This window comes from Streptomyces sp. NPDC007945, from assembly GCF_042958885.1.
Taxonomy (GTDB): Bacteria; Actinomycetota; Actinomycetes; order Streptomycetales; family Streptomycetaceae; genus Streptomyces.
The window spans coordinates 78,167-100,473 of the sequence record NZ_JBIBJV010000002.1; the positions used below are offsets into that span (position 1 = coordinate 78,167).

General features: G+C 71.7%; 21 protein-coding genes. 9 read left to right on the plus strand and 12 right to left on the minus strand.

Translation table 11 applies throughout. From position 1 onward, the window contains the following. The first annotated feature begins 230 nt into the window (after positions 1 to 230). Positions 231 to 743 (plus strand): phosphatase PAP2 family protein, encoded by a 513-nt coding sequence (locus ACFZCF_RS05655; RefSeq protein ID WP_388435675.1) that lies wholly within the window; start codon positions 231 to 233, stop codon positions 741 to 743. Here the strand turns inward: ACFZCF_RS05655 and ACFZCF_RS05660 are convergent. The 8 genes from ACFZCF_RS05660 to ACFZCF_RS05695 form a co-directional block, all read right to left on the minus strand. Further along, positions 709 to 2,463 carry a carbohydrate binding domain-containing protein gene (locus ACFZCF_RS05660; protein ID WP_391285957.1) on the minus strand — a complete coding sequence of 585 codons (1,755 nt, stop codon included), beginning with the start codon at positions 2,461 to 2,463 and terminating at the stop codon, positions 709 to 711. The genes ACFZCF_RS05655 and ACFZCF_RS05660 overlap by 35 nt on opposite strands. A 258-nt stretch (positions 2,464 to 2,721) precedes the next feature. Further along, on the minus strand, positions 2,722 to 3,204 hold the full coding sequence (locus ACFZCF_RS05665; protein ID WP_391284886.1) for a hypothetical protein: 483 nt from the start codon (positions 3,202 to 3,204) through the stop codon (positions 2,722 to 2,724). Positions 3,205 to 3,336: 132 nt separating this feature from the next. After that, on the minus strand, positions 3,337 to 4,755 hold the full coding sequence (locus tag ACFZCF_RS05670; RefSeq protein WP_388435680.1) for an NAD(P)/FAD-dependent oxidoreductase: 1,419 nt from the start codon (positions 4,753 to 4,755) through the stop codon (positions 3,337 to 3,339). Positions 4,756 to 4,792: 37 nt separating this feature from the next. Beyond that, positions 4,793 to 5,587 carry an ABC transporter permease subunit gene (locus tag ACFZCF_RS05675; RefSeq protein ID WP_391284887.1) on the minus strand — a complete coding sequence of 265 codons (795 nt, stop codon included), beginning with the start codon at positions 5,585 to 5,587 and terminating at the stop codon, positions 4,793 to 4,795. Then, the gene (locus ACFZCF_RS05680; RefSeq protein WP_391284889.1) at positions 5,587 to 6,516 is read right to left on the minus strand and encodes an ABC transporter permease subunit; all 930 of its coding nucleotides are present in this window, start codon (positions 6,514 to 6,516) and stop codon (positions 5,587 to 5,589) included. The genes ACFZCF_RS05675 and ACFZCF_RS05680 overlap by 1 nt, the downstream gene beginning before the upstream one ends. Next, positions 6,513 to 7,679, minus strand: coding sequence for an ABC transporter ATP-binding protein (locus tag ACFZCF_RS05685; protein ID WP_388435689.1), 1,167 nt, complete (start codon positions 7,677 to 7,679; stop codon positions 6,513 to 6,515). Before ACFZCF_RS05685 ends, ACFZCF_RS05680 begins: the two co-directional genes overlap by 4 nt. Before the next feature lie 56 nt (positions 7,680 to 7,735). Continuing rightward, positions 7,736 to 8,983, minus strand: a complete 1,248-nt coding sequence (locus ACFZCF_RS05690) for an extracellular solute-binding protein (protein ID WP_391284891.1) — start codon at positions 8,981 to 8,983, stop codon at positions 7,736 to 7,738. 73 nt (positions 8,984 to 9,056) lie between these two features. Continuing rightward, on the minus strand, positions 9,057 to 10,574 hold the full coding sequence (locus tag ACFZCF_RS05695; RefSeq protein ID WP_388435695.1) for a gamma-aminobutyraldehyde dehydrogenase: 1,518 nt from the start codon (positions 10,572 to 10,574) through the stop codon (positions 9,057 to 9,059). 175 nt (positions 10,575 to 10,749) lie between these two features. Here ACFZCF_RS05695 and ACFZCF_RS05700 point away from each other — a divergent pair, with 175 nt between their 5' ends. After that, positions 10,750 to 11,298, plus strand: coding sequence for an NADAR family protein (locus tag ACFZCF_RS05700; RefSeq protein ID WP_388435698.1), 549 nt, complete (start codon positions 10,750 to 10,752; stop codon positions 11,296 to 11,298). A gap of 8 nt (positions 11,299 to 11,306) precedes the next feature. On the opposite strand, the gene ACFZCF_RS05705 is transcribed toward ACFZCF_RS05700, so the two are convergent. Beyond that, on the minus strand, positions 11,307 to 11,990 hold the full coding sequence (locus ACFZCF_RS05705) for a DUF4190 domain-containing protein (RefSeq protein WP_388435701.1): 684 nt from the start codon (positions 11,988 to 11,990) through the stop codon (positions 11,307 to 11,309). Between the two features lie 74 nt (positions 11,991 to 12,064). Between ACFZCF_RS05705 and ACFZCF_RS05710 the strand changes: the two genes are divergently transcribed. From ACFZCF_RS05710 to ACFZCF_RS05720, 3 genes are read left to right on the plus strand one after another with little or no spacing between them, the layout of a single operon-like run. Continuing rightward, entirely contained in the window at positions 12,065 to 13,096 is a 1,032-nt protein-coding gene (locus ACFZCF_RS05710) for an adenosine deaminase (protein ID WP_388435704.1), read from the plus strand. A gap of 21 nt (positions 13,097 to 13,117) precedes the next feature. Next, complete coding sequence (locus ACFZCF_RS05715) at positions 13,118 to 13,804, plus strand: glycerophosphodiester phosphodiesterase family protein (RefSeq protein WP_391284894.1); 687 nt, start codon at positions 13,118 to 13,120, stop codon at positions 13,802 to 13,804. Next, positions 13,804 to 14,580 carry an SAM-dependent methyltransferase gene (locus ACFZCF_RS05720; RefSeq protein ID WP_388435709.1) on the plus strand — a complete coding sequence of 259 codons (777 nt, stop codon included), beginning with the start codon at positions 13,804 to 13,806 and terminating at the stop codon, positions 14,578 to 14,580. Before ACFZCF_RS05715 ends, ACFZCF_RS05720 begins: the two co-directional genes overlap by 1 nt. Before the next feature lie 97 nt (positions 14,581 to 14,677). On the opposite strand, the gene ACFZCF_RS05725 is transcribed toward ACFZCF_RS05720, so the two are convergent. The 3 genes from ACFZCF_RS05725 to ACFZCF_RS05735 all read right to left on the minus strand — a co-directional run bounded on the left by ACFZCF_RS05725 (position 14,678) and on the right by ACFZCF_RS05735 (position 18,084). Beyond that, a complete protein-coding gene (locus ACFZCF_RS05725) occupies positions 14,678 to 15,223 on the minus strand; it encodes a hypothetical protein (protein WP_391284896.1) in 546 nt (181 codons plus the stop codon). A 107-nt stretch (positions 15,224 to 15,330) separates the two neighbouring features. After that, the gene (locus ACFZCF_RS05730; protein WP_391284898.1) at positions 15,331 to 16,494 is read right to left on the minus strand and encodes an extracellular solute-binding protein; all 1,164 of its coding nucleotides are present in this window, start codon (positions 16,492 to 16,494) and stop codon (positions 15,331 to 15,333) included. Positions 16,495 to 16,647: 153 nt separating this feature from the next. Next, positions 16,648 to 18,084, minus strand: a complete 1,437-nt coding sequence (locus ACFZCF_RS05735) for a gamma-aminobutyraldehyde dehydrogenase (RefSeq protein WP_388435717.1) — start codon at positions 18,082 to 18,084, stop codon at positions 16,648 to 16,650. A 204-nt stretch (positions 18,085 to 18,288) separates the two neighbouring features. Between ACFZCF_RS05735 and ACFZCF_RS05740 the strand changes: the two genes are divergently transcribed. From ACFZCF_RS05740 to ACFZCF_RS05755, 4 genes are all read left to right on the plus strand, one after another. Then, positions 18,289 to 18,780 carry an Lrp/AsnC family transcriptional regulator gene (locus tag ACFZCF_RS05740; protein WP_229851417.1) on the plus strand — a complete coding sequence of 164 codons (492 nt, stop codon included), beginning with the start codon at positions 18,289 to 18,291 and terminating at the stop codon, positions 18,778 to 18,780. Beyond that, a complete protein-coding gene (locus ACFZCF_RS05745; RefSeq protein ID WP_388435721.1) occupies positions 18,765 to 20,153 on the plus strand; it encodes an aspartate aminotransferase family protein in 1,389 nt (462 codons plus the stop codon). The genes ACFZCF_RS05740 and ACFZCF_RS05745 overlap by 16 nt, the downstream gene beginning before the upstream one ends. Positions 20,154 to 20,403: 250 nt before the next feature. Then, positions 20,404 to 21,132: an ATP-binding cassette domain-containing protein gene (locus tag ACFZCF_RS05750; RefSeq protein WP_391284902.1), complete on the plus strand. Its 729-nt coding sequence runs from the start codon at positions 20,404 to 20,406 to the stop codon at positions 21,130 to 21,132. Beyond that, positions 21,114 to 22,262: a hypothetical protein gene (locus ACFZCF_RS05755; protein ID WP_388435728.1), complete on the plus strand. Its 1,149-nt coding sequence runs from the start codon at positions 21,114 to 21,116 to the stop codon at positions 22,260 to 22,262. Before ACFZCF_RS05750 ends, ACFZCF_RS05755 begins: the two co-directional genes overlap by 19 nt. Positions 22,263 to 22,307 lie beyond the last annotated feature (45 nt).

The following is a 22,307-nucleotide window of genomic DNA, read 5'->3' on the forward strand; positions in this document are numbered from 1 at the left end:
GTTCCCAGATGAGAGAAACCCCCGGGGCGGAGCACCCCCAGCACCGCCCGGACCGTGCCGAAGCGCACACCGCCGGAGCCTCGTGCTCCGGGACTCCTCACCGATCGGATGGCCGCCCGCCCCACACCCCCCGGGGCGCGCGGCAGCCCGGTCCTCCCGGCCGCCCCGGAACCACCCCCCCTGTTCCAGGGCGGCCGGCTCTCTTCTCGGCGCTCGTCGCCCTCGCCGTCGTGACCTGGCAGGTGCTCGTCCACGGCCCCTTGACCAGGCTCGACGAGCGGGTGTCCCGTTCCCTGGTGGACACCGTCCCCCGGTGGCTGAGCGAACTCGCCTCCGACCTCGGCAATCTGACGGTCGCCCTGCCCGTGCTCGCCGCCGCGATGGCGTACGCGGTGTGGCGCGGCCGGCGGCGGCAGGCCCTGTACGCCGGTCTCGCGATGGCCGCCGTACCGCTCCTCGTCGTGCCGTTGAAGGAGTGGACGGCCCGGCCCGGGCCCCTCGAACCGTGGGCCCAGGGCTACTACCCCTCCGGTCACACCGCCACCGCGATGGTGGCGTACGTCGGCGCCGCCTGCCTGGTGTCCCGGCGGCTCGTCCCCGTCGCCGCCGTGCTGACGGTGGTGACGGGGACGGGGCTGGTCCTGCGGGGCTTCCACTGGCCGCTGGACGTGGTGGCCAGTGGCTGCCTCGGTTTCCTGATCCTGGGCGTCAGTTCCAGTTGTACGCGTCGAAGTTCCGGCTGAACTCCCACTGGTTGAAGCGGTCCCAGTTGATCGACCAGGTCATCAGGCCGCGCAGCGACGACCAGGTGCCGTGGGTCTGGTAGGTGCCGCAGTTCTGCTTCTTCGTGAGGCAGTCCAGGGCCTTGTTCACCTCGGCGGGGCTGGTGTGGCCGTTGCCCGCCTGGGTGGAGGCCGGGAGGCCGATGGCGACCTGCTCGGGGCGGAGGCCCGGGAAGAAGCGCTCGCTGTTGCCGGCGACCGGGAAGCCGGTGAGCAGCATGTCGGTCATGGCGATGTGGAAGTCGGCGCCGCCCATGGAGTGGTACTGGTTGTCGAGGCCCATGATGGAGCCCGAGTTGTAGTCCTGGACGTGCAGCAGGGTGAGGTCGTCGCGCAGGGCGTGGATGACCGGGAGGTAGGCGCCGGCGCGCGGGTCCTGGCCGCCCCAGGGACCGGAGCCGTAGTACTGGTAGCCGAGCTGGACGAAGAAGGTCTCGGGGGCCATCGTCAGGACGAACCGGGCACCGTACTTGGCCTTGAGGGTCTTGACCGCCTGGATGAGGTGGACGATCACCGGCGACGTCGGGTTGCGGAAGTCGGTGTCGCCGTTCTGGAGCGAGAGCGAGTGGCCCTCGAAGTCGATGTCGAGGCCGTCGAGGCCGTACTCGTCGATGATCTTCGAGACGGAGGAGACGAAGGCGTCGCGGGCGGCGGTGGTGGCGAGCTGGACCTGGCCGTTCTGGCCGCCGATGGAGATGAGGACCTTCTTGCCGGCGGCCTGCTTGGCCTTGATCGCCGCCTTGAAGTCCGCGGGGGACTCCACGTTCGGGCATTCCGTCGCGGGGCAGAGGCTGAAGCGGATGTCCCCGGAGGTGACGGAGGTCGGTTCGCCGAAGGCGAGGTTGATGACGTCCCAGGAGTCGGGCACGTCGGCCATGCGGGTGTAGCCGGAGCCGTTGGCGAAGCTGGCGTGGAGGTAGCCGACGAGGGCGCGGGCGGGCAGTTCGCCGCCTCCGCCGCCGCCTCCGGAGGTCGTGGTGGCGGTGACGGCCGTGGACCGGGCGGACTCGCCGGCGCTGTTCACGGCCGAGACCTGGAAGCTGTAGGCGGTGCTCGGGGTGAGGCCGGTGGCGGTGTAGGAGGTGCCGGTGGACGTGCCGACGGCGGTGCCGCCGCGGTAGATCCGGTACGAGGTGGCTCCCGCGACCGCGGGCCAGCTGAGCGGCACCGAGGTGGAGGTGGGGCTGCCGGCGGTGAGGCCCGTGGGGGTGGCGGGAATCTCCACCGGGGCGCCGCCGGGGCCGTGGAGGGAGAGGTCGTCGGCGTGGTAGGCGGGGGTGCCGTACCAGCCGTGGGTGTAGACGGTCACCGAGGTGGTGTTCGCGCCGGTGGTGAAGGAGGTGCTGAGCTTCTGCCAGTCCGGGGCCGACTGGGTCCAGGTGTACCCGTCGGTGGTGCCGGTGCCGGTGACGCCCAGGTAGACGTAGCCGCCGCGGACCCAGCCGCTCAGCGTGTACGCCGAGTTGGGGCGCACGGTGATGGTCTGGGAGCACTTGGCGTTGTCGTTTCCGGCGGGGGTGGCCCGGAGGGCCTTCGTCCCGCCGTGCACGGGTGAGGAAACGACGGTGCCGCTGCCGGCCGTACAGCTCCAGCCGTCCAGACCGACCTCGAAGCCGCCGTTGCGGGCGAGTTCGGAGTCGGCGGCCTGGGCGGCCGGGGAGAGGGCGGCGAGCCCGCCCATGGCGAGCGCGCCCGCCAGGAGCAGGGTGAGGGGTCTGGTGCGGTCCACGACTGCCTCCGGGGGTGGGGGATCGGAGTGGAGCGCGGCACAGCATGGTCCAGACCAATCGAGTGGTCAAGACCTCTGTACGGAAAGGGAGTCGCATCGTGGTGCGAAGAGCCGCGCCGGACGGTGCGGGACGGGCCCGGGGGGGGGAGGCGGGCACGTACGCGGGACGGCTCGGGGGACGGGCCCGGGGGCTCCGCCGGCGCGGGGCGATCAGCCGGCACTCCCCCCGTGCGCCTGCTCCCCGGCGAGCGCGCCCGCCGCCTCGTGCATGGCCAGTTCGAGCAGCGGGGCGTCGGTGAGCGTGCCGAGCCCGTCGGGCGCGACCAGCCAGCGCGCGGCGCCGGTCGCGCGTCCCGGGTGCGGGACGACGATCCAGGTGCCGGGCCCGGCGCCGCGCACCCCGGTGCCGAGCCAGCGGGCGGTGGTGCCGGGCGGGACGAAGAAGCCGATCCGGGCGTCGCCGAAGTCGGCGAGGACGGGCCCCGGCCGGTCGACGAGTCGGACCAGGACGTCGAGGGTGGCGCGGCCGAGCGCGCCCGGCAGGATCAGTACGTCCCAGCGCCGGCCGGCGGGCAGCAGGGCGACCCCGTGCGGGTTGCGCTCCCACTCCCAGCGGCAGGCGTCGGGATCCGGTGCGACCGCGGCCAGCCACTCGACCGCGGCCCTGACGCCGGAGGCCCCCGTAGATGTCATCGTGCGAACTCCTCTCCGTGGGGACGCGCGGCGGTGCGCGTCCACACGGAGAGAGCGCCGGGGGCCCCGGCTCTTACGCGGGTTTCCCGACCGTGCGATGTGACCTGCGTCACACCACTCCAGCGAGGGGGGTCAGCTGTCGAAGCCGAGGCCGAGCTTGTCCATCGCCTTCAGCCAGAGGTTCCGCCGGCCGCCGTTGGCGTCCGCGCGGGCCAGCGACCACTTGGTGATCCCGATGCCGGCCCAGGCGATCGGCTCCGGCGGGAACGGCAGCGGCTTGGAACGGACCATGTCCAGCGAGGTGCGCTCGGTGCGCTGCCCGGAGAGCAGGTCCAGCATCACCTCGGCGCCGAAGCGGGTGGCGCCGACACCGAGCCCGGTGTAGCCCGCCGCGTACGCCACCTTCCCGTGGTGGGCGGTGCCGAAGAAGGCCGAGAAGCGCGAGCAGGTGTCGATCGCGCCGCCCCAGGCGTGGCTGAAGCGGAGGCCCTCCAGCTGCGGGAAGCAGGTGAAGAAGTGCTCGGCCAGCTTGAGGTACGTCTCCGGGCGGTGGTCCATCTCCGCCTGCACCTTGCCGCCGAAGCGGTAGACGGCGTCGTAACCGCCCCACAGGATCCGGTTGTCGGAGGTGATGCGGAAGTAGTGGAACTGGTTGGCGGAGTCGCCGAGGCCCTGCCGGCCCCGCCAGCCGACGGCGGCGAGCTGTTCCTCGCTCAGCGGCTCGGTGACCAGCGCGTAGTCGTACACCGGGACGGTGTAGTGGCGCAGCCGCTTGACCAGCGAAGGGAAGACGTTGGTGCCGAGGGCGACCCGGCGGGCGGCGACCCTGCCGTAGGGGGTGCGGACGGCCATGCCGGCGCCGGCCGGGACCAGGTCGAGGCCCGGGGTGTTCTCGAAGATCCGCACGCCGAGGTCGAGGCAGGCCCGCTTCAGGCCCCAGGCGAGCTTCGCCGGGTGGAGCATGGCGACGCCGTCGCGGTCCCAGAGGCCGCCGAGGAAGGTCGGCGAGTTCACCTCGGCCCGCATGGCGTCCCGGTCGAGGAGGGTGAGGCCGCCGGCGAGGCCGAGCCGGTCGGCCTCCTCGTACCACTCGTGGAGCTCGTCCACCTGGTAGGCCTCGGTGGCCACGTCGATCTCGCCGGTGCGCTCGAACTCGCAGTCGAGACCGTAGCGGGCGACGGCCTCCTCGATGGCGTCGAGGTTGGCCGCGCCGAGCCGCTCCAGCTTCGGCAGCTCCCCCGGCCAGCGGGAGAGCCCGTTGCCGAAGCCGTGGGTGAGGGAGGCGGCGCAGAAGCCGCCGTTGCGGCCCGAGGCGGCCCAGCCCACCTCGTGGCCTTCGATCAGCACGACGTCCTGGGACGGGTCGCGCTCCTTGGCGAGGAGCGCGGTCCACAGTCCGCTGTAGCCGCCGCCGATCACCAGGAGATCGCACTTCTCGGTGCCGGTGAGGGCGGGCAGGGCGCCGGGCTTGCCGGGGTCTTCCAGCCAGAAGGGGACGGGCTGGGCGTCGGAGAGAGATTGTGCAGCGAGACGCATGGCGACTGGGGCCATGGTTTCCAACTCCTTCGGTGCCTGAGACGGCCTTCGCTCAGGCTGTTGCTGTTTTCTTGCGCCGGTTCGTGACGATCTGACCGGTCACGACGATCAGTACCGCGAGGACGAACATCGCGGTGCCGATCACGTTGATCTGAACGGGGGTTCCTCGCTGGGCCGAGCCCCAGACGAACATGGGGAAGGTCACGGTGGAGCCCGCGTTGAAGTTGGTGATGATGAAGTCGTCGAACGAGAGCGCGAAGGCGAGCAGCGCGCCGGCGGCGATGCCGGGCGCGGCGATCGGCAGGGTGACCCGCAGGAAGGTCTGCGCCGGCCCCGCGTAGAGGTCGCGCGCGGCCTCCTCCAGGCGCGGGTCCATGGACATGACCCGGGCCTTGACCGCCGTCACGACGAACGACAGACAGAACATGACGTGGGCGATGAGGACCGTCCAGAAGCCCAGCTCGATCCCCATGTTGAGGAAGAGCGTGAGCAGTGAGGCGGCCATGACGACCTCGGGCATCGCCATCGGCAGGAAGATCAGCGAGTTGATCGCGCCGCGCGCCCGGAAGCGGTAGCGGACCAGGGCGAAGGCGATCATGGTGCCGAGGACGACGGCGCCGACGGTGGCCCAGGCGGCGAGCTGGAGCGAGAGCGTGAGCGACTCGCACATGTCGGCGACGCCGCAGGGGTCCTTCCAGGCGTCGAGGGAGAACTGCTGCCAGGAGTAGTTGAAGCGCCCGTTCGGCTTGTTGAACGAGAACACCATGACCACGACGTTCGGCAGGATCATGTACGCGAGCGTCAGCAGGCCCGCGATGACGACGAGGTTCTTGCGCAGCCAGGTCATCAGACGAGGTCCTCCGTTCCGGCCTTGCGGATGTAGACGGTGACCATGAACAGCACGATCGCCATGAGGATGAAGGACAGGGCGGCGGCCGTCGGGTAGTCGAGGACGCGGAGGAACTGCGACTGGATGACGTTGCCGATCATCTTGGTGTCGGTGGAGCCGAGGAGTTCGGCGTTGACGTAGTCGCCGCTCGCCGGGATGAAGGTGAGCAGGGTGCCGGAGACGACGCCGGGCATCGACAGCGGGAAGGTCACCTTGCGGAAGGTGGTCGCCGGGGAGGCGTAGAGGTCCTGCGCGGCCTCGTGCAGCCGGCCGTCGATCCGCTCCAGGGAGGTGTAGAGCGGCAGGATCATGAACGGCAGGAAGTTGTACGTGAGGCCGCAGACGACCGCCATCGGGGTGGCGAGGACCCGCTCGCCCTCGGTGAGGCCGAGCCAGCTGGTGACGTCGAGGACGTGCAGCGCGTTGAGCGCGTCCACGACGACGCTGTCGTCGGCGAGGATCGTCTTCCACGCCAGGGTCCGGATGAGGAAGCTGGTGAAGAAGGGCGCGATCACCAGGACGAGCAGCAGGTTGCGCCAGCGGCCCGCCTTGAAGGCGATGAGGTACGCGAGCGGGTAGCCCAGCAGCAGGCAGAGCGCGGTCGCGGTGCCCGCGTACAGCAGCGAGCGCAGCAGCTGCGGCCAGTACTCGGCGAAGGCGTCGGCGTAGGTCCGGAAGTGCCAGGTGACCTGGAAGCCCTGTTCGAGGGAGCCGGTCTGGACCGAGGTGGAGGCCTGGTAGACGAGCGGCAGGGCGAAGAAGACGAGCAGCCAGAGGATGCCGGGGAGCAGCAGCCAGTAGGGGACGAGCCGCTTGCGGGCGGGAGGCTTGCGCAGCACCGGTTCCTCGACCGGTCGCGGGGCCTCCTTCGTCAGGGTGGTGCTCACGCGGCGTCCTCCACCGTCTCCACGCCCGCGTCGCTCACGGTCCCGGCGAGCAGGGACTGCGCCGCGTCGAGGCCGAAGGTGTGGGCGGGGTTCCAGTGCAGGACGACCTCGGCCCCGGGAAGGAGTCCCGCGCGCCTGTCGACGTTCTGCTCGTACACCTGGAGCTCCGCGCCCGCCGGCGAGTTCACCACGTACTGCGTGGAGACGCCGATGAAGGAGGAGTCGACGATCCGGCCGGTGACCCGGTTGCGGCCGTCGGGGATCGAGCCCGCGTCGTCGGCGTGCGCGAGCGAGATCTTCTCCGGGCGGACGCCGACGAGGAGCTTGCCGCCCTGGCGGACGGCGTCCGTACAGCGGTCGCCGGGGACCTTCAGCCTGCCGCCGCCGGCGGTGACGACGACGTCGGCACCGGTCTCGACGACCTCGGCCTCGATGAGGTTGGAGGTGCCGAGGAAGTTGGCGACGAAGGTGGTGCGCGGGTTCTCGTACAGGTCGGCGGGGGCGCCGAGCTGCTCGACCCGGCCGCCGTTCATCACCGCGACCTGGTCGGCCATGGTCATGGCCTCCTCCTGGTCGTGGGTGACGTGCACGAAGGTGATGCCGACCTCGGTCTGGATCCGCTTGAGCTCCAGCTGCATCTGGCGGCGCAGCTTGAGGTCGAGGGCGCCGAGCGGCTCGTCGAGGAGGAGCACCTGCGGGTGGTTGATGAGGGCGCGGGCGACGGCGACGCGCTGCTGCTGGCCGCCGGAGAGCTGGTGCGGCTTGTGCTTCGCCTTGTCGCCGAGCTGGACGAGCTCCAGCATCTCGTCGACCTGCTTCTTCACCGACTTGATGCCGCGCCGGCGGAGGCCGAAGGCGATGTTCTCGGAGATGTCCATGTGCGGGAAGAGCGCGTAGGACTGGAAGACGGTGTTGACGGGACGCTTGTAGGGCGGGAGGTCGGTGACGTCGCGGTCGCCGAGGAAGACGGTGCCGGTGGAGGGGTCCTCCAGGCCGGCGATCATGCGCAGGGTGGTGGTCTTGCCGCAGCCGGAGGCGCCGAGCAGGGCGAAGAAGGAGCCCTGCGGGACGGTGAGGTCGAGCGGGTGGACGGCGGTGAAGGAGCCGTAGGTCTTGCTGATGCCGGTGAGTCGGACGTCGCCGCCGGTGGTGTTCTCAGTCATGGGTTCGCGGTCCCGGATCTTCGTGGCTTCGTGGCCTGGTGACGGTGGACGACGGCTCAGGCGCCGATGAGCTTGGCGAACTTCTCCTCGTACGCCGTCTCCTCCTCGCTGCTCAGCGAGCGGAAGGCGCGCGACTTCTTCGCCATGGCCTTGTCCGGGAGGATCAGCGTGTTGGCGGCGAGCTCGGGGTCGATCTTCGCCAGTTCGTCCTTGACCCCGTCGACGGGACAGACGTAGTTGATGTAGGCGGCGAGCTGGGCGGCCACCGGGAGCTCGTAGTAGAAGTCGATGAGCTTCTCGGCGTTGGCCTTGTGGCCGGCCTCCGCGGGGACGAGCAGGTTGTCCGTGGACGTGATGTACCCGGCGTCGGGGATGGCGTACTGGATGTCCGGGTTGTCGGCCTGGAGCTGGATGACGTCGCCGGCCCAGGCGAGGCAGGCGGCGAGGTCGCCCTTGTCCAGGTCGGAGGTGTAGTCGTTGCCGGTGAAGCGGCGGATCTGCTTCTTGTCGACGGCCTTCTGGAGGCGGCCGACGGCCGCGTCGTAGTCGGCGTCGGTGAAGGTGCCCGGGTCCTTGCCCATGTCGAGCAGGGTCATGCCGACGGTGTCGCGCATCTCGGTGAGGAAGCCGACCCGGCCCTTGAGCGCGGGGTCGTCGAGGAGCCGGCTGACCGACTCGATCTTCTTCCCGCCGGTCGCCTTCACGTTGTAGGCGATGACGGTGGAGATGCCGGTCCACGGGTACGAGTACGAGCGGCCCGGGTCCCAGTCGGGGCGGCGGAACTGCGCGGACAGGTTGGCGTACGCGTGAGGGAGGTTCGCCGGGTCGAGCTTCTGCGCCCAGCCGAGGCGGATGATGCGGGCGGCCAGCCAGTCGGTGACGCAGATCAGGTCGCGGCCGGTGTCCTGGCCGGCCGCGAGCTGCGGTTTGATCTTGCCGAAGAACTCGACGTTGTCGTTGATGTCCTCGGTGTACTTGACCTTGATCCCGGTGCGCCGGGTGAACGCCTCCAGGGTGGGACGGGACTTCTCGTCCTCGCTGACGTCCATGTACTCGGTCCAGTTGGAGAAGCTGAGGGTCTTCTCCTTGGCCGACCGGTCGGTGGACGCCGGGCCCTGGCCCTCCCGCTTGGCCGGCGGGATGCCGCAGGCCGTGAGGCCGGCGAGACCGCCGACCGTCAGCGCGCCCACGCCGCCCGCCCGCAGCAGCGACCGGCGGCTGAGGGCACCACGGCCGCTCGTCATGCTGCGCCGGATCGCCGCGAGCTGGGCGGCGGACAGGCTGTCGGGCTCGTACTGCTCCATGCGCTGTGCCCTTTCGGGATGGTTGCGCCGCTGGTCGGGCGGCTGGTGCCAGGCGGCGGTAGCCGCATATCGATTACAGACGGTCCCCGAAGATCGTGCGGTGCCAGTCCTTGGCCGCCACCGCCGTGTTGTCGAACATCACGTGCTTGACCTGCGTGTACTCCTCGAAGGAGTAGGCCGACATGTCCTTTCCGTAGCCCGAGGCCTTGTATCCGCCGTGCGGCATCTCGCTGATGATCGGGATGTGGTCGTTCACCCAGACGCAGCCGGCCTTGATCTCGCGGGTGGCCCGGTTCGCCCGGTAGACGTCGCGGCTCCAGGCGGAGGCGGCGAGGCCGTACGGGGTGTCGTTGGCGAGCCGGATGCCCTCGTCGTCGGTGTCGAAGGGCAGGGCCACCAGGACCGGTCCGAAGATCTCCGACTGCACGACCTCGCTGTCCTGCGCGGCGCCGGTGATCAGGGTGGGCCGATAGTATGCGCCGTTCGCGAGCTCGTCACCAGGGGCTTCGCCTCCGGTGACGACGGTCGCGTAGCCGCGGGCCCGCTCGACGAATCCGGCGACCCGGTCGCGGTGGACGTGGGAGACCAGCGGGCCGAGGTCGGTGGCCGGGTCGGCGGGGTCGCCGAGCCGGACGGTCTCCATCAGTTCCGCGACCCGGGCGACGAAGGCGTCGAACAGGGGGCGCTGGACGTAGGCGCGGGTGGCGGCGGTGCAGTCCTGGCCGGAGTTGATGAGGGAGGCGGCGACGGCGCCGTGGGCGGCGGCCTCCAGGTCGGCGTCGTCGAAGACGACGAAGGGCGCCTTGCCGCCGAGCTCCAGGTGGAGCCGCTTCACGGTGGCGGTGGCGACCTCGGCGACCCGCTTGCCGACCGCGGTGGAGCCGGTGAAGGAGGTCATGACGACGTCGGGGTGGCCGACCAGGTGCTCCCCGGCCTCGCGCCCGCTGCCGGTGACGACGTTGACCACGCCGTCCGGGATGCCGGCGTCCTTGGCGGCCTCGGCGAACATCAGCGAGGTGAGCGGGGTCAGCTCGGCCGGCTTCAGGACGATGGTGTTGCCCGCGGCGATCGCCGGGAGGATCTTCCAGGCGGCCATCTGGAGGGGGTAGTTCCAGGGGGCGATGGAGCCGACCACGCCGATCGGCTCGCGGCGGACGTACGAGGTGTGGTCGCCGGAGTACTCGCCGGCGGACTGGCCCTGGAGGTGGCGGGCCGCGCCGGCGAAGAAGGCGGTGTTGTCGATGGTGCCGGGCACGTCGAACTCGGTGGTGAGCCGGATCGGCTTGCCGCACTGGAGGGACTCGGCGCGGGCGAAGTCCTCGGCCCGCTCGGCGAGGATCCCGGCGAGGCGGTGCAGCGCGTCGGAGCGCTCACCGGGGGTGGCGCCCGCCCAGCCGGGGAAGGCGGCCTTGGCGGCGGCCACGGCCTCGTCGACGTCCGCGGTGGAGGCGAGCTCGTAGGTGTACACGCTCTCGCCGGTGGCCGGGTCGACGACGCTGTGCGTCCGTCCCGAGGTTCCGGCGCGGAGCTTTCCGCCGATGTACTGCGCGCCGTCCGCGAAGCGGTCCGTCACCTGGAAGCGGTTGCCCATGACGCTCTCCGTTGTCCCAGCTCGAATTGAGTGCCGATCCTGGCAGAGGGATACGGCTCGAACAAGTGATTCCGTTGTTGCCTTTTGGTTACTCGACGGAATCGGTCGACCAAGTGTCGAGGTCGCGGGAAAATCTTCGTACGGTCTGTCGCTCGCGGATGCCAGACTCGCGTGCATGATGACGGTCGAAGAGCTGACGCAGCAGGTCAGCAGGGGTGTGAAGGTGAAGTGGCTGCACTTCTGGGGCCACCGGCCGGCCCCGGACGGACGGCTCACGCAGAGCTGTCTGAGCCAGTGGTGGCCGTCACCCTTCGAGGTCGACGGCGTACGCTACGCGACGGCCGAGCACTGGATGATGGCCGGGAAGGCGCGCCTCTTCGGCGACGCCGAGGCGGAGCGGACGGCGCTGGCCGCCCGCACCCCGGCGGAGGCGAAGAACGCCGGCCGGCTGGTCCGCGGCTTCGACGAGACCGTGTGGGCACGGGAGCGGGCCGGGATCGTGGTGGCCGGCAGCGTCCACAAGTTCGCCTCGGACGAGGGGCTGCGGGGCTTCCTGCTCGGAACCGGCTCCCGGGTGCTCGTGGAGGCGAGCCCGCTGGACCGGGTCTGGGGCATCGGCCTGGCCGCCGGCGACCCCGGCGCCCACGACCCGGCCCGCTGGCGCGGGCTCAACCTCCTGGGCTTCGCGCTGATGGAGGCCCGGGAGCGGCTGCGTACGTCCTGACCCTCCGGTCAGCGGGGGGCGTCGACCACGAGGGCCGCCGAGGTCGACTCCTGCACGTCGGTGCCCTCGTACTCGTCGTAGCTGGTGACGGCCCAGACGAGGAAGGCGATCAGCGCGGCGCCGAGGACCATGGAGACGACGCCGAGGACGATGCCCGCCGTGGCGGCGCCGCCGTTGGACGCCTCGCCGCGCCGGGCGCGCTTGCGGCCGAGGATGCCGAAGATCAGGGCGAGGATCCCGAGGACGATCGACGGGACGCCGTAGAACCAGAAGAGGCAGGTGCCGACGATACCGAGCACCATGCCGGCCGTGCCCATGCCGTTGTACTGGCCGGGCATCGGCCCGTACGCGGCCGGGTGGGCCGGCGGGTAGCCGTAGGCGCTCGGGCCGGCCGGCGGGTAGCCGTACGCGGCCGGCGGGGCGGCCGGGTGGCCGTAGCCGGGCGGGGGCGCCGGCGCGCCGTAGGCGCCCGGACCGCCGGGGGCCACGGGCGGCGGCGGCAGCTCTCCGTCGGCGGGGCCGGTGGGTATCGAGGTGACGGTCGGCTGCTGGTGGACGGGGGCGCCGGCATCCGGCCGCTTGCCCAGGTCCACCGGTCCGGCCTGGTCGGCCGGTCCGTCCCGCCGCTCCGGCGGGGCCCACGGATCGGCCGTCTCCCGGTCCTGCGGGCGCGGCTCTGCGTTCTCGGACAATCGGGGCTCCCTCCGTGGTCCCGTCATGCTACGGCCTCAGGACGGCCCCTCCCCGACCGGCCTACGATGACCCGATGACCGATCTCCACCCCTTCATCGCGGGCCTGCCCAAGGCCGAGCTGCACGTCCACCACGTGGGCTCCGCCTCCCCGCGGATCGTCTCCGAGCTGGCCGCCCGGCACCCGGACTCCAAGGTGCCCACGGACCCGGAGGCGCTCGCCGATTACTTCACCTTCACCGACTTCGCGCACTTCATCGAGGTGTACCTCTCCGTCGTCGACCTGGTGCGCACCCCCGAGGACGTCCGGCTGCTGACCTTCGAGGTGGCCCGTGACATGGCCAGGCAGAACATCCGGTACGCCGAGCTGACCGTCACCCCGTACTCCTCCACCCGCCGCGGCATCGACGAGCGCGCCTTCATGGCGGCGATCGAGGACGCCCGCAAGGCGGCGGAGGCCGAGTTCGGCACCGTGCTGCGCTGGTGCTTCGACATCCCCGGCGAGGCCGGCCTGGAGTCCGCGGCGGAGACCGCGCGGCTCGCCACCACGGACGGGATCCGCCCCGAGGGCCTGGTCTCCTTCGGTCTCGGCGGCCCGGAGATCGGGGTGCCGCGCCCGCAGTTCAAGCCGTACTTCGACCGGGCCAGGGCGGCCGGCCTCCACTCGGTGCCGCACGCCGGCGAGACCACCGGCCCGGAGACCGTCTGGGACGCCCTCCGCGAGCTGGGGGCCGAGCGCATCGGCCACGGCACCAGCTCCGTCCGGGACCCGGAGCTGCTCGCGTACCTGGCGGAGCACCGGATCGCCCTGGAGGTCTGCCCGACCTCCAACATCGCGACCCGCGCCGTGGCCACCCTCGACGAGCACCCGATCCGGGCCATGGTCGACGCGGGCGTCCTGGTCACCGTCAACAGCGACGACCCGCCGATGTTCGGCACCGACCTGAACACCGAGTACGCCGTCGCCGCCCGCCTCCTCGGCCTCGACGAGCGCGGCGTGGCCGCCCTCGCGAAGAACGCGGTGGAGGCGTCCTTCCTCGACCCGGCCGGCAAGGAGCGGCTGGCCGCCGAGATCGACACGTACACGGAGGACTGGCTGGCGCGCTGAGCACCGGCGAAGAATGGCCCCATGCGATCCGTCACTGTCGTAGGCCACCGCGGCGACCCGTACCGCGCCCGTGAGAACACCCTCCCCTCGATCGGCTCCGCCTTCGAGCGGGGCGCGGACGCGGTCGAGGTCGACGTCCGCCTCACCAAGGACAGCGTGCCGGTCCTCCTCCACGACGACACCCTCAAACGGCTGTGGGGCCACGACCGGCCGCTCTCCTCGCTCACCCACGAGCAGGTGCGCGAGCTGACCTCCGGCGGCGTGCCGACGCTCCGCGAGGCCCTGGTCGCGGCCGGGCCGCACCGGCTGATGCTCGATCTGCCGGGCGGGAACGAGGAGTCGGTCCGGCGGATCGTCGGCACGGTCCGCGAGGCCGGCGCGGGCGAGCGCGTCCTCTACTGCGCCGGCGCGGTCGCGATGCTGCGGGTCCGGGACGCCGACCCGCACGCGGAGATCGCCCTCACCTGGACCTCGCTCGCCCCGCCGCGCCCGGTGCTCCTCGACCGCGTGCGCCCCAAGTGGCTCAACTACCGCTGGGGACTGGTCGGTCGGGAGCTGACCGAGCGGCTGCACCGGGACGGCCTGCTGGTCTCCACCTGGACGCCGGACACCCGCAGGAGCATGCGTAGGCTGATCGCCCACGGGGTCGACTCGATCACCACGAACCGGGTCGACGTCCTCGCCGCCGTCCTGCGAAAGGCTGCCTGATGAACGACCGGATCCGGACCGACATCGCCCACAACGCCCGGGTGTGGAACTACTGGCTGGGCGGCAAGGACAACTACCCGGTGGACCGCGCCGTGGGCGAGCGGGTCACCGCCTTCCACCCGGGCATCGGCGAAGTCGCCCGCGCCGACCGGGCGTTCCTCGGCCGCGTGGTGACCCGGCTGGCCGAGGAGGGGACGCGCCAGTTCCTCGACATCGGGACCGGGCTGCCGACCGCCGACAACACCCACGAGGTGGCGCAGCGGGTCGCGCCGGACGCCAGGATCGTCTACGTCGACAACGACCCGATCGTCCTCACGCACGCCCGCGCGCTGCTGACCAGCTCCCCCGAGGGCGTCACCGAGTACGTCGACGCGGACGCCCACGACCCGGAGAGCATCCTGGCGGCCGCCGGTGAGGTGCTCGACCTGGAGCGCCCGGTCGCGGTCCTGATGCTCGGCATCCTCAACTTCGTGCTGGACACCGACGAGGCCCGCGGGATCGTGCGCACGCTGATGGCGGCCGTGCCGTCCGGCAGCCACCTCGTCCTCACCCACCCGACCCTGGAACCGGAACTGGGCGGCGAGGGCAACGAGGCGGCGATGGCCTTCTGGAACGAGAACGCCACCCCGCCCATCACCGCCCGTACCCGCGAGGAGTTCACCTCCTTCTTCGACGGCCTGGACCTCCTCGCGCCGGGTGTCGTCTCCTGCTCCCGCTGGGGCGCCCCGGAGGCCGCCGAGGTGGCCCAGTTCGGCGCGGTGGGACGCAAGCCGTAAGGCGGGCAGGGGGGGCTGGGGCGGGCACGGGCGGGAGGTGCGGCGCGGGCGCGGGCGGGAGGTGCGGGGCGCCCGCGGATCGCGGACGCCCCGGAGCTCATGCGGGCGAGGTGCGGACCGCCGTCGGAGTGACCGCCTCGGCGGCTTCCAGCCGCTTGATGAGCCGGCGGACGTGGAGCAGGGGCAGGATCCCGAAGACCCCGAAGGACATGTCGATCACCGACCACCAGAAGGGGATGTCGCGGATCGGTCCGCAGATCAGGGCGAGCGGGATGATGCCGACGCAGGCGATCATGCCGAACTCGACGACCCAGACGTTGCGGACCGGGTCGCGGTAGGGCCCGTAGAAGGCGACGGCGATGACGAGGTGGGCGAAGGCGAGCCAGTCGGTGCCGTAGAGGAGGTACGGGGCTCCCTCGCCGGCCGCCTCGACCCCGCCGGCGACCTTGTGGATCCACTCGGCGAGGCCGGGGAGGGCGTCCGCGACGGGCGCGGCCCAGCCGGTCAGCGAGGAGTCGAGCCAGCGGAGTTCGGTGACGAGCGGGAAGGCGGTGGCCCCGCTCAGGACGAGGCAGACGACGAAGAGGATCAGCCATGCGCGGATGCGCGCGAGAAGGGCTCTCGGCCCGTTCGAGTCGCTCATGAAGGCAGCGTACGCCCTCCTTGAACGCGTTCAGAAACGGGGGTCGCTCTTCTCTGACGGCCCGTCGGGGTGCGGGGCGGTGGGGTCGGTGCCCGCGCAGGGGGCGCTCACAGGCCGACGAGGCCGTTCCAGCGCGCGGCCATGGCCTTGCGTTCGCCGGAGGTGATGTCGCGGGCGATGGCGAGCCGGCCGCGCATCTCCCGGTCCGGGAAGATCAGCGGGTCCTCGGCGAGGGCGGCCAGTTCCTCGTCGCCGGAGTCGGCGAGGACGGCCTGGGCGGCCGGGACGGGGCAGACGTAGTTGACCCAGGCGGCCAGCCGGGCGGCGACCTCGGGCTCGTAGTAGTGGTCGACGAGCTTCTCGGCGTTGGCCTTGTGGCGGGCGAGGTTGGGGACGAGGAGGGACTCGGCCCACAGTTCGCCGCCCTCCTCGGGGACGACGAACGCGATGTCGGGGTCGTCGGCCTGGAGTTGGACGACGTCGCCGGAGTACGCCTGGCAGGCGAGGACGTCGCCGGCGGCCAGGTCCTTGATGTAGTCGTTGCCGGTGAAGCGGCGGATGTGCTTCCTGCGGACCAGGTCCTCGACGCGGTCGCAGACGGCGTGGAAGTCGTCCTGGGTCCAGCGGGTGACGTCCGCTCCGTCGCCCTGCATGAGCAGCGGGACGGCCTCGTCCAGGCCGGAGAGGAGGGTGACCTTGCCGCGCAGGTCGGCGTCCCAGAGCTGGCGGGTGGAGCGCAGTTCGCGGCCGAGCCCGCGGCGGTTGTACGCGATGCCGGTGATGCCGGACTGCCAGGGCACGGAGTGCAGCCGGCCGGGGTCGAAGGCGGGGCGGAGCAGCTGTGGGTCGAGGTGGCCGACGACGTTCGGCTGCGCGGCGCGGTCCATCTTCTGGACCCAGCCGAGGCGGACGAGGCGGGCGGCCATCCAGTCGCTGACGACGACGAGGTCGCGGTCGACGGCCTGGCCGTTCATGAGGGCCGGGCCGATCTTCCCGAAGAACTCGTCGTTGTCGTTGATCTCCTCCGTGTAGTGGACGGAGATCCCGGTCCGTTCCCGGAAGGCGTCGAGGCTGGGCCGTCTGCGCGGATCGTCGTCGTCGGTGTCGATGTAGAGCGGCCAGTTGGCGAAGGTGACGGTCCGCTCGCGGTCCGACAGGTCCCGGGCGGCGCGCCGGTCCTCGGGGACGTGGGCGGGCTTCACGCCGCAGGCGGCGAGGAGGCCGCTGGCGCCGGCGGCGGCGAGTCCCGTCAGGACGGACCGGCGGGTCATGGGTTTCCTGGCTGTCGCTCTCACCCGCCGAGCATCCCGCCGGGCTCCGAGCCGCCGCAATGGACGGTCCGTCGAGCGGCACGGCACGGCCCCGACACCCTGTCGATCATCGGATCGACGGGTGCCGGGGCCGTGGGGGTGCTACCGGGCGGTTCAGCCCAGCGAGGTCATCACGTGCTTGATGCGCGTGTAGTCCTCGAAGCCGTACGCGGAGAGGTCCTTGCCGTAGCCGGACTTCTTGAAGCCGCCGTGGGGCATCTCGGCGACCAGCGGGATGTGGGTGTTGATCCACACACAGCCGAAGTCGAGCGAGCGGGACATGCGCATGGCGCGCTGGTGGTCCTTGGTCCAGACGGAGGAGGCCAGGGCGTACTCGACGCCGTTGGCGTACTCCAGCGCCTGCGCCTCGTCGGCGAAGGACTGGACGGTGATGACCGGGCCGAAGACCTCGTTCTGGACGATCTCGTCGTCCTGCTGGAGGCCGGAGACGACGGTCGGGGCGTAGAAGTAGCCCTTGTCGCCGACGCGGTGGCCGCCGGCCTCGACCTTGGCGTGGGCCGGGAGGCGGTCGATGAAGCCGGCGACCTGCTTCAGCTGGTTGGCGTTGTTGAGCGGGCCGTAGAGCACGTCCTCGTCGTCGGGCTGCCCGGTCTTCGTCTCGGCGGCGGCCTTGGCGAGGGCGGCGACGAACTCGTCGTGGATGGACTCCTGGACGATCACCCGGGTGGCGGCGGTGCAGTCCTGGCCGGCGTTGAAGAAGCCGGCCATCGCGATGTCCTCGACGGCCTTCTCGATGTCGGTGTCCTCGAAGACGACGACCGGGGCCTTGCCGCCCAGCTCCAGGTGGACGCGCTTGACGTCCTTGGCCGCCGACTCGGCGACCTGCATGCCGGCCCGGACGGAGCCGGTGATGGAGGCCATCGCCGGGGTCGGGTGCTCGACCATCGCGCGGCCGGTCTCGCGGTCGCCGCAGACGACGTTGAAGACGCCCTTGGGGACGATCGAACCGATGATCTCGGCCATCAGGACGGTGGACGCGGGGGTGGTGTCCGAGGGCTTGAGGACGACCGTGTTGCCCGCGGCGAGGGCCGGGGCGAACTTCCACACGGCCATCATCATCGGGTAGTTCCACGGCGCGACCTGCGCGCAGACGCCGACGGGCTCGCGGCGGACGATGGAGGTCATGCCCTCCATGTACTCGCCGGCCGAGCGGCCTTCGAGCAGCCGGGCGGCACCCGCGAAGAAGCGGATCTGGTCCACCATCGGCGGGATCTCCTCGCTCGCGGTGAGGGCGACCGGCTTGCCGGTGTTCTCGACCTCGGCGGCGATGAGCTCCTCGGCGCGGTCCTCGAACGCGTCCGCGATCTTGAGGAGCACCTTCTGGCGCTCGGACGGCGTGGTGTCGCGCCAGGCGGGGAAGGCGGCCGCGGCGGCCTCCATGGCGGCGTCGACGTCGGCCTGGCCGGAGAGCGGGGAGGTCGCGTACGCCTCGCCGGTGACCGGGTTGATCACCTCGATGGTGCGGCCGTCGGCCGCGTCGCGGAACTCCCCGTCGATGTAGTTGCGCAGCCGGCGCAGCTCGGTGGTCACTTGCCACCCCTCCTGTCACGTTTGTTCCGCACGGCCTTGTGCGGTCGTCCCGATGGGTGAGACACCTCAGCCTACTGGTTCGGCTGACGCTTTCAACAGCCCCGAGCCCCCTCCACTTCGGATTCAGTGACTACAGGGGCCTCCGGCAACGAATTTCATCGCTCCGGGGTTGCGCGACTGCGCATCTCGGTGCACAGTGAAGACGTGGCCAGTCGAAGCACAGACTCCAGAACCGGAACCGGTTCGTCCCCTACGGTCGATGCCGTCTCCCTGGCGATCATCGAGCAGCTCCAGGAGGACGGCCGCCGCCCCTACGCCGCCATCGGCAAGGCCGTCGGCCTCTCCGAAGCGGCCGTGCGGCAGCGCGTCCAGAAGCTCCTCGACCAGGGCGTCATGCAGATCGTCGCCGTCACCGACCCGCTCACCGTGGGCCTCCGGCGCCAGGCGATGGTCGGCATCCACGTCGAGGGCGACCTGGATCCGGTCGCGGAGGCGCTGACCGACATGCCCGAGTGCGAGTACGTGGTGATGACCGCGGGCTCGTTCGACCTGATGGTGGAGATCGTCTGCGAGGACGACGACCACCTTCTGGACGTGATCAACAAGCGGATCCGCACGCTCCCCGGCGTGCGCTCCACCGAGAGCTTCGTTTACCTGAAGCTCAAGAAGCAGACCTATATGTGGGGAACCCGATAACCGTGACCCAGTCCCGCAGCGATCTCTCCAAGACCGCCTACGACCACCTGTGGATGCACTTCACCCGCATGTCGTCGTACGAGAACAGCCCCGTCCCCACCATCGTCCGAGGTGAGGGCACCTACATCTTCGACGACAAGGGCAAGCGCTACCTCGACGGTCTCGCGGGCCTCTTCGTGGTCAACGCCGGTCACGGCCGCCAGGAGCTGGCCGAGGTCGCGTACAAGCAGGCCCAGGAGCTCGCCTTCTTCCCGGTGTGGTCGTACGCCCACCCGAAGGCCGTCGAGCTCGCCGAGCGCCTCGCCGACTACGCCCCGGGCGACCTCAACAAGGTCTTCTTCACCACCGGTGGCGGCGAGGCCGTCGAGACCGCCTGGAAGCTCGCCAAGCAGTACTTCAAGCTCCAGGGCAAGCACACCAAGTACAAGGTCATCTCGCGTGCGGTCGCCTACCACGGCACCCCGCAGGGCGCCCTGTCCATCACCGGCCTGCCGGCTCTGAAGGCCCCCTTCGAGCCGCTGGTCCCCGGCGCGCACAAGGTGCCGAACACCAACATCTACCGCGCCCCGATCCACGGCGACGACCCGGAGGCCTTCGGCCGCTGGGCCGCCGACCAGATCGAGCAGCAGATCCTCTTCGAGGGCCCCGACACCGTCGCGGCCGTCTTCCTGGAGCCGGTGCAGAACGCCGGCGGCTGCTTCCCGCCGCCGCCCGGCTACTTCCGGCGCGTCCGCGAGATCTGCGACCAGTACGACGTGCTCCTCGTCTCCGACGAGACGATCTGCGCCTTCGGCCGCCTCGGCACGATGTTCGCCTGTGACAAGTTCGGCTACGTCCCGGACATGATCACCTGCGCCAAGGGCATGACCTCGGGCTACTCCCCGATCGGCGCCTGCATCATCTCGGACCGCATCGCCGAGCCGTTCTACAAGGGCGACAACACCTTCCTGCACGGGTACACCTTCGGTGGCCACCCGGTGTCCTCGGCGGTCGCCATCGCCAACCTGGACATCTTCGACAAGGAAGGCCTCAACCAGCACGTCCTCGACCAGGAGGGCAACTTCTTCGACACCCTGAAGAAGCTGCACGACCTCCCGATCGTCGGCGACGTCCGCGGCAACGGCTTCTTCTACGGCATCGAGCTCGTCAAGGACAAGGCCACCAAGGAGTCCTTCAACGACGAGGAGGTGGAGCGCGTCCTGTACGGCTTCCTCTCCAAGGCGCTGTACGACGCCGGCCTGTACTGCCGTGCCGACGACCGCGGCGACCCGGTCATCCAGCTGGCCCCGCCGCTCATCGCCGACCAGGGCACCTTCGACGAGATCGAGGGCATCCTGCGCAGCGTGCTCACCGAGGCGTGGACCAAGCTGTAGGGCTCCCCGCCCCCAGGGGACCCGCCCCGAGGACCCCCCGCCTCCGCGGGTCCCCCCGCGCCACGCCGCCCTCACGGCGTGGCCCCCGGCCCGGGCCTCCGCCATCCGAGTGGATGGCGGAGGCCCGGGCCGCGTGCCGTCCGTACAACCGGATCCGAATACTTACGGTGCCCAGTGACCGACAGGCCCGGCCCTCGTTCCCCCGGACGGGGGAACGGCAAGAATCGGAACCGACATCGAGGTGTGCGCGATGGCCCCACCGGACAACGACGTGCTCTGGGCGCGTTCCCTGCACTGCTCCCTGAACGGCACGGAGGCCCTCAGCGGCGTCTCCGTCGGCGTCCGCGAGGGCGAGATCCTCGCCGTGACCGGTCCCCGCGGCAGCGGCAAGACCACCCTCCTGCGCTGCCTCTCCGGCGAGCTCGCCCCCCAGCGGGGCGAGGTCTGGTTCAACAGCTCCCCCGTGCACACCCTCCCCGCGGCCGGCCGCGAGCGGCTCCGCCGGGAACGCTTCGGCTGGATCGGCCCCGACGACGGCCTCGTCCCCGAACTCACCGCCTGGGAGAACACCGCCCTGCCGCTGCTGCTGCGGGGGGTCCCCCACCGGGCCGCCCGGACCACCGCCTGCGAATGGCTCGACCGCCTCGACACCGGCGCCTGCGCCCGCGTCCGCCCCCACGCGCTCACCCGCTCCCAGCGCCAGCGCACCGCCATCGCCCGCGCGCTCGCCGCCGCCCCCTCGGTCCTCTTCGCCGACGAACCCACCGCCGCCCTGCACCGGGCCGACGGCGCCCAGGTGCTCCGCACCCTCACCGCCGCCGCCCGCTCGCACGGCATCACCGTGCTCCTCGCCACCCACGACCCGGAGGTCGCGGCGCTCGCCGACCGCACGGTCACCCTGCTCGACGGTCGCCGGGCCGGCAGCGTGCCGCCCGCCACGGGGGCGGAGGGCGTCGCGGCGTGCTCGCTCTCCGTCTAGTCCGCGGCTCCCGCCCGCTGGTCCAGCTGCGACGGCTCCTCGTCGCCGCGGCCGCCGCCGGCGTGGGCTTCCTGCTGCTCTGCACCCTCGGCTACGCCGTCGGCCACCCCGAACACTCCACCGCCTCCGCGCTGCGGCTGCTCTGGTGCGCGCTGCCGGTCGCCGCCACCGTCCAGTTCGCCGTCGCCGTCGCCCGCACCGACCCTGCCACCCGGCCCCGCCCCGGGCTCTCCTCGATCGGCCTCGGCCCCGCCCGGCTCACCGCCATCGCCGCCGCCTCGACCGCCGTCGCCTGCACCCTCGGCTCGATGGTCGCCCTCCTCGTCTACCTGCACCTGCGCGGCGACATCACCGGCCTGCCCTTCGACGGGGCCGCCGCCGGACTCCTCGCCGCCGACCAGCCGCTGCCGCTGGCCGGCGCCCTCACCCTGCTCGCCGTCGTCCCGGTCGCCGGCGCCACCGCCGCCGGACTCGCCCTGCGCCCCCGCACCGGCACCCCCGCCCCCGAGGGCGCCGCCCGGCCGGTCCCCAACGGCCTGCCGTGGGGCGTGGCGCTCGTCGCCGTCGGCCTCGCCGTGGAGACGTACGCGGGCCGCGGCGGCGCCGGTGGCGTCGCCCTGCCCGGCCGCTTCGACGGCTCCCCCGCCGGCGTCCTCGCCGGGTGGGTCCTCACCGCCGCCGGACTCGCGCTCGCCGGACCCGGCCTCACCCACCTGAGCGGCCGGCTGCTGCAGACCGCCCGCCCCGGAGCCGTACGCCTGCTCGCCGGCCGGGTGCTCATGGACGAGGCCGGCCGCATCGGCCGCCCCCTCGGCGTCGTCTGCGCGGTCCTCTCCGGCACCCTCGCCGCCGCCACCCTGTACGAAGCCGGGAACGGCGGCACCGCCTTCGGACCGCTCACCGGCCTCGGCGCCGGCGTCGTCCTCACCTGCACCACGGCGACCCTGCTCACCGCCGCCGTGGAGTCCCGCCAGTGCCGGGCCCACACCACCGAGGCCCTCGCCCGGCTCGGCGCCCCGCCGTCCGTGCTGCGCACCGCCGCCCTGCTGCGGGCCGGCGCCCTGCTCGCCGTCTTCCTCCCGCTGACCTGGATCGTCGGCGAACTCGCCGCCCTGCCCCTGACGGCCTGACCTCCCGACCGGCCCCCGGCCCCGGCCCGGCCGGCGGCCGCGCAG